This is a genomic window from Pseudonocardia pini, from assembly GCF_013870575.1.
Classification (GTDB): Bacteria; Actinomycetota; Actinomycetes; order Mycobacteriales; family Pseudonocardiaceae; genus Pseudonocardia; species Pseudonocardia pini.
In genome coordinates this window covers 1-5,911 of record NZ_JACBXB010000325.1, presented here as the reverse complement: position 1 = coordinate 5,911, position 5,911 = coordinate 1, and the positions used below count along the sequence as shown (strand labels likewise).

Genomic DNA, 5,911 nt, shown 5'->3' with positions numbered 1-5,911 from the left:
GTGCCGGTCCGTCGGCCCGGTGTCCGCACCCGTCGGCTCCGGGTCGGCCTCCGGCTCGTAGCTGACCAGCGCGAAGAGAGGTGCGGCGGTGGTGGTCATGGGTCGAGGGTCGGGGAGGGCGCGCAGCGGCGGAGCGGGTCGAGTTCGTTCGTTCCCACACCATCAGCCGCCCGACGGTTCTACGCTCCCGCAGTGCCCGAACCCCTCGATCGGCTGGTCACGAGCGCAGGCGCCGCACTGCTCCGGTTCCGGCGCCGGGCGGCGGCCGAACACGGCCTCTCCGCCACGGCCCTGGACGTCCTCACCGCCCTGACCGTCGACCCGCACGAGAGTGCCGTCCGTGCGGCAACACAGGCGCCCTCCCAACGCGACCTCGCGGGGCGGCTCGGGATCGCCCCCGCCACCCTCACCCCGGTGCTCGACGAGCTGGAGCGGGCGGGTGACCTTCGTCGCCACCGCGATCCGGTGGATCGGCGGGTCGTGCGGGTCCGGGCGACGGCGGCGGGAGTCGCACGGTGCCGCGTCGCGCAGGCGGCCGTGGATCGTGCGGTGCGGGGGGCGCTGCCCCGCGCGGGGGTGGACGACGAGGCCGTCCGGCGCTACCTCGCCGCGCTGCTCGAGTCGGTCCGTTCCTGAGCCCGGGTAGCGTGGCCGGGGTGCGCGGGCTGATCCTGGACTACGGCGGCGTGCTGACGGACGGCCCCGAGATGGCCGACCTGCCGCAGCGAGCGCGCTCGGCGGGCCTGCGCGTGGCCCTGCTGTCCGACGCCCACGCCGTGCCCGCGGAGTTCCGCGACCGGTTCGACGCCGTCGTCCTCGGTGCGGCGACCGGGGCCCGCAAGCCGGATCCCGAGGCGTTCCGGCGCACGGCGGCGCTGCTCGGCCTGGAGCCGGGGGACTGCGTGGTGGTGGACGACGTGCCGGTCAACGTCCGCGGTGCGGGCGCGGCGGGTGCGGTCGGCGTCCGGCACACCGATCCCGAGTCCACGCTGCGGGAGCTGGGCATCCTCTTCGACTGGTGACACGCGGACGGCGCCGCCCCGAGTGGGGCGGCGCCGTCGTGGACGTGGGGGTCAGGGCTGCGGCGGGGGCGGCGGCTGCTCGCCCTCCGGCGCGGGCGGCGGCGGAGCGGTGGTGTCACCCTCGCCCGTCCGCTGCTGCGCGAAGTCGACGCCCTTGTCGATGTGCTCGTCGTGCCCCGCGAACTTCTGCTTGGCCGCCTCTCCGGCCTTGTCGAGCCCCTGGTCGACCTTGTCGTCGTGCTGGCCGATCAGGTCTTTCGCCTTGTCGAGGAATCCCATGGACGAGAGGGTGGACCCCCCGGCCGCCGCGCGCACGTTGGACTCACCCGATCGGGCGAAGGCGTGCGTGCTCGCGGCGGAGATCGTCGACCGCCGTGACACCGATGAGCTGCAGGGTCCGGGTGATCTCGCCGGTGAGGATCTCCACCGCCTTGGCCACGCCGGCCTGGCCGCCCGCCATCAACCCGTACAGGTACGCCCGGCCGACCAGCGCGCCACGGGCGCCGAGCGCGAGGGCCGCGACGACGTCCGCGCCGTGCAGGATGCCGGTGTCGACGTAGACCTCCGCCCGGTCGCCGACGGCGTCGACGGTCGGCTCGACCAGCTCGATCGGCACCGGGGCGCGGTCCAGCTGGCGGCCGCCGTGGTTGGAGAGCAGCACCGCGTCGACGCCGGCGTCGACGACCCGGCGGGCGTCGTCGACGTTCTGCACGCCCTTGATCATCAGCTTGCCCGGCCAGGCGCCGCGCAACCACTCGACGTCGTCCATCGTGAGGGCGGGATCGAAGACCCGGTTGATCAGGTCGGCCACCGTGCCCTCGGTCGACTCGAGGGAGGCGAAGGTCAACGGCGAGGTGGTGAGCAGGTCGAACCACCAGTGCGGGTGCAGCGCGCCGTCGACGAACGTGCGCAGGGTCAGTGCGGGTGGGATGGTGAGTCCGTTGTGGACGTCGCGGCGGCGGTTGCCGCCCACCGGGGTGTCGACGGTCAGCATGAGGGTGTCGTAGCCCGCTGCGGCGGCGCGTTCGACGAGGTCCTTCGCGAAGGCGCGGTCGCGCCAGAGGTAGAGCTGAAACCAGCGGCGCGCGGCCGAGGGGACGTCCTCGATGGTCGTGGTGCCCATCGTCGAGAGCGTGTACGGGATGCCGGCCCGCGCCGCGACGGAGGCGACGGCGGGCTCGCCCGCGGTGCCCATCATGCGGGTGAACCCGGTGGGCGCGAACGCGAACGGCAACGCCGAGCGCAGGCCGAGCATGTCCCGGCCGAGGTCGACGGTGCTGACGTCCCGCAGCACGCTCGGGGTGAACTCGACCCGGTTCCAGGCCGCCCGGGCGCGGTTCAGCGACAGCTCGCCGTCCGCGGCACCGTCGGTGTAGTCGAAGACGGCGCGCGGGGTGCGGCGCCGGGCGATCTGCCGGAGGTCCTCGATCGACGCGGCCCGGCGCAGCCTGCGCTCGGTGGCGTCGCGGACGAACGGGGCCGGCTTGAGCAGCGGGAGCAGCTCACTGGGACGGGGCAACCGACGCTGGACCATGCGGCGAGGCTAACCCTCGGACCGGGCGCACGAAACGTGCTGTCAGCGCGGTACTGGCAGCACTGAGCGCACGCAGTCGGCGATCTTGCCGCGCTGAGAGCACGAAACGGGCGATCATGAACGGCGCCGGTGCAGCTCGTACGCCGCCACCGCCGCGGCGCTCGCCACGTTCAGGCTCTCGACGCCTGCGAAGAGCGGGATCGCGAGGACGTCGTCGAGCAGCGCGCGGACCCCTGCGGACAGCCCGTCCGTCTCGTTGCCCAGCACCAGGGCGACCCGCGGCGGGAGGTCGGCGGCGAGCAGGGACGACCCGCCCGCGTCGAGCCCGAAGACCCCGAAGCCCGCCTCCTTCAGCGCGACCAGGCCCTCCTCCGCCGTGCCGGACCGCAGCACCGGCGCCGAGAACGCCACCCCGGCCGACGCCTTGATCACCAGCGGGTCGATCGCGGGAACCCCGCGGCGGGGGAGCAGCACGCCGTCGAGCCCCGCGCCGGTGGCGGTCCGCAGGATCATCCCCACGTTCGACGGGTTCGTGACCCGGTCCAGCACGAGGACCGCGGCGGGGCGCCGGGCGCCGAGGTCGGAGAGGAACACCGACACCGGCGCCATCCGCGGCGCCACGACGTCCGCGAGCACCCCCTGGTCATGCCTGCCGTTGCCCGCCAGGACCTTCACCCGGTGCGCGCTGGCCCGCTGCACCGGGACGCCCCGGCGCTGGGCGGCCCGTTCGATCTCGCGCGCGGACTCGCCGCGGGTGCCCTCGGCCAGGATGACCTTGTCCACGGCCAGCGCGTCGTCGGCGAGCGCCTCCAGCACCGGCTTGCGGCCGTACACGGTGATGAACGCGTCCTTGGGCGAGACAGTCACGCCGAGAAGCGTCGCACGTAGGATCGCGTCCATGCCGCCCCGGCTCTCCGCGCTCGACGCGTCCTTCCTCTACCTGGAGCAGGCGACCACCCCGATGCACGTCGGTGGGGTGGCCGTCTTCAAGCGCGGGCCGGGCGGGCTCGACTACGAGAGTCTCGTCCAGCTCGTCGAGCAGCGGATCTCGCTGGTCCCGCGCTACCGGCAGAAGGTCCGCTACGTCCCGGGCAACCTCGCCCGGCCCGTGTGGATCGACGACCCGGACTTCGACGTGGCCTACCACGTCCGCCGCTCCGCGCTGCCCCGCCCGGGCACGGACGCCCAGCTCTGCGACCTCGTCGCCCGGCTGATGTCCCGCCCGCTCGACCACACCCGCCCGCTGTGGGAGATGTACCTGGTCGAGGGTCTGGAGGACGAGCGGGTCGCGGTCGTCACCAAGACCCACCAGGCCATGGTCGACGGGATCTCCGCGATCGACCTGTCCCAGGTGATCCTGGACGTCTCGGCCCAGGCGCGCCCGGGCGTCGAGGAGGTCTGGATGCCGCGTCCGGAGCCCAGCGACGCGCGGCTGGTCGCCGAGGCGATCGGGGAGGCCGTGTCCCGGCCCGGGGTGATCGTCGACAACGTCCGCGCCGCCACCGGGGACGCCGTGGCCACGGCCACCAAGGTCGCCGGGATGGCCACGAAGCTGTTCACCATGGCCCGCGCGGCCACCCGGCCTGCGCCCGGCACCCCGCTCAACGTCGACATCTCCACCCAGCGCCGCTACGCGATCGCGCGCTCGGACCTGGAGGCCTACCGCACCGTCCGCGCGGCGCACGGCTGCGCGGTCAACGACGTGGTGCTCTCGGTGGTCGCGGGCGCGCTGCGGAGCTGGCTGCTGTCCCGCGGCGAGCCGGTCACCTCGGGCTCGTCGGTCCGGGCGATGGTCCCCCTGTCGGTGCGCGGCGACGCGGACGTCCCCAGCTCGGCGGGCGGGCTCGGCAACCGGGTCTCGTCCTTCCTGGTGGACCTGCCGGTCGGCGAGCCCAGCCCGCTGGTCCGGCTGCACCACGTCACCCACGCGATGCGCGAGCACACCTCGACCGGCCAGAACGTCGGCGCGGACACCCTCGTCCGGATCGGCGGGTTCGCCCCGCCCACGCTGCACGCGCTCGGGGCGCGGGCGGCCAGCGGGATCTCGAAGCGGATCTTCAACCTCGTGGTGACGAACGTCCCCGGCCCACAGTTCCCCCTCTACGCTGCCGGAGCGCGCATGCTGGAGATGTTCCCCGTCGTGCCGCTCGCCAAGGGACAGGCGCTCGCCATCGGCCTGACGAGCTACGACGGCGGGGTGTACTACGGGTTCAACGGCGACCGGGACGCGATGCCGGACGTCGAGGTGCTCGCGGGCATGGTGGACGAGGCGCTGGACGAGCTGGTGGCCGCGAGCCCGCAGGCCCGCAAGCACTGACTTCGGCCCACACACGAGGAGGATGCGGTGAGGATCTACCTCCCGGGGACCTGGCCGATGCTGCGCAAGCTGGTCAAGTCCGGGAAGTTCGAGCCCATCGGCGGGACGGCCTTCGCGCTGACCCCCCGGCTGCGCGAGTCGTACGTCGCCGGGGACGAGGAGGAGCTGGAGTACGCCGCGATGACCGAGGCCGCCCGGGCCTCGCTGCGGCTGCTGGCGGTGGAGCTCGGCCTCGGCGAGGACGTCGCGGCCCGGCGGGTGGTCATCGCCGCGGACCTCGACGACGTCACGCTGCGCCCCGATCTCGACGACGGCGCCGTCCGGATCACCGGTCCGGTCCCGATGTCCGCGATCGCCGCCGTGCACGTGGACGACGAGGAGGCCGCGCACGCCGTCCGCGAGGCCGCTGGGGTGATCGACAAGGCGGACCTCGGCGACATGGACGCGGAGTTCCTCGTGGGCGAGGCCGAGGACCACGAGCTGGCCTGGTACAGCCCGGAAGAGGTCTCGTTCCTGGTGGACCTCGGCGACCTCTAGGAACGAACGGCACTCTCGCTCAGTAGGTCTGAGCGAGAGTGCCGTTCGCTCAGTCCTGAAACCGGGGGGCGCGGTTGGCGAAGCTCGCCGACACCGCCTCGCGCTGGTTGTCGCTGCCGATCAACGCGCCGATCTCGGTCTGTTCCGCGGCCAGCTGCTCGGCGACCGGGACCCGCCCCGAGCTGTCCAGCAGCCGCTTGGCCGCCCGGACGGCGTGCGGGTTGAACCCGGCGATCTCCCGGGCGAGCTCCAGCGCGACCTTGCGGGGCTCCGGGTCCAGCCTGCTGGCCAGCCCGATCGCCACGGCCTCCTCGCCGCCGACCTTGCGCCCGGTGAACGTGAGCTCCTTCGCCCGCTCCCGGCCCACCAGCTCGGGCAGCACCTGGGTGCCGGTCATGTCCGGGATCAGGCCCCAGCGGATCTCGAAGACGGACAGCACGGCGTCCGGCGAGACGATCCGGATGTCCGCGCCGAGGGCGATCTGCAGCCCGCCGCCCAGCG

At 73.8% G+C, this 5,911-nt stretch carries 8 protein-coding genes; 4 read left to right on the top strand and 4 right to left on the bottom strand.

Features of this window, described 5'->3' with window-relative positions; translation table 11 throughout:
* Positions 1-192 precede the first annotated feature (192 nt).
* Entirely contained in the window at positions 193-636 is a 444-nt protein-coding gene (locus H5J29_RS18385; RefSeq protein WP_181782189.1) for a MarR family transcriptional regulator, read from the top strand.
* A gap of 20 nt (positions 637-656) precedes the next feature.
* On the top strand, positions 657-1,022 hold the full coding sequence (locus H5J29_RS18380) for an HAD-IA family hydrolase (RefSeq protein ID WP_312858295.1): 366 nt from the start codon (positions 657-659) through the stop codon (positions 1,020-1,022).
* A gap of 51 nt (positions 1,023-1,073) precedes the next feature.
* Here the strand turns inward: H5J29_RS18380 and H5J29_RS18375 are convergent, their stop codons facing one another.
* The 3 genes from H5J29_RS18375 to H5J29_RS18365 form a co-directional block, all read right to left on the bottom strand.
* Positions 1,074-1,301 (bottom strand): antitoxin, encoded by a 228-nt coding sequence (locus H5J29_RS18375; protein WP_181782188.1) that lies wholly within the window; start codon positions 1,299-1,301, stop codon positions 1,074-1,076.
* A 43-nt stretch (positions 1,302-1,344) separates the two neighbouring features.
* Positions 1,345-2,556, bottom strand: a complete 1,212-nt coding sequence (locus H5J29_RS18370; protein WP_181782187.1) for an alpha-hydroxy acid oxidase — start codon at positions 2,554-2,556, stop codon at positions 1,345-1,347.
* Between the two features lie 114 nt (positions 2,557-2,670).
* Positions 2,671-3,456, bottom strand: a complete 786-nt coding sequence (locus H5J29_RS18365; protein ID WP_181782186.1) for a TrmH family RNA methyltransferase — start codon at positions 3,454-3,456, stop codon at positions 2,671-2,673.
* Here H5J29_RS18365 and H5J29_RS18360 point away from each other — a divergent pair.
* Together H5J29_RS18360 and H5J29_RS18355 are read left to right on the top strand one after the other, a co-directional pair.
* Complete coding sequence (locus H5J29_RS18360) at positions 3,455-4,873, top strand: WS/DGAT/MGAT family O-acyltransferase (protein ID WP_181782185.1); 1,419 nt, start codon at positions 3,455-3,457, stop codon at positions 4,871-4,873. The genes H5J29_RS18365 and H5J29_RS18360 overlap by 2 nt on opposite strands.
* Positions 4,874-4,900: 27 nt before the next feature.
* Entirely contained in the window at positions 4,901-5,410 is a 510-nt protein-coding gene (locus H5J29_RS18355) for a DUF6912 family protein (RefSeq protein ID WP_181782184.1), read from the top strand.
* Positions 5,411-5,459: 49 nt separating this feature from the next.
* Here the strand turns inward: H5J29_RS18355 and H5J29_RS18350 are convergent.
* Positions 5,460-5,911: enoyl-CoA hydratase-related protein (locus H5J29_RS18350; protein ID WP_181782183.1), on the bottom strand; the 452-nt coding region annotated here is incomplete at its 5' end.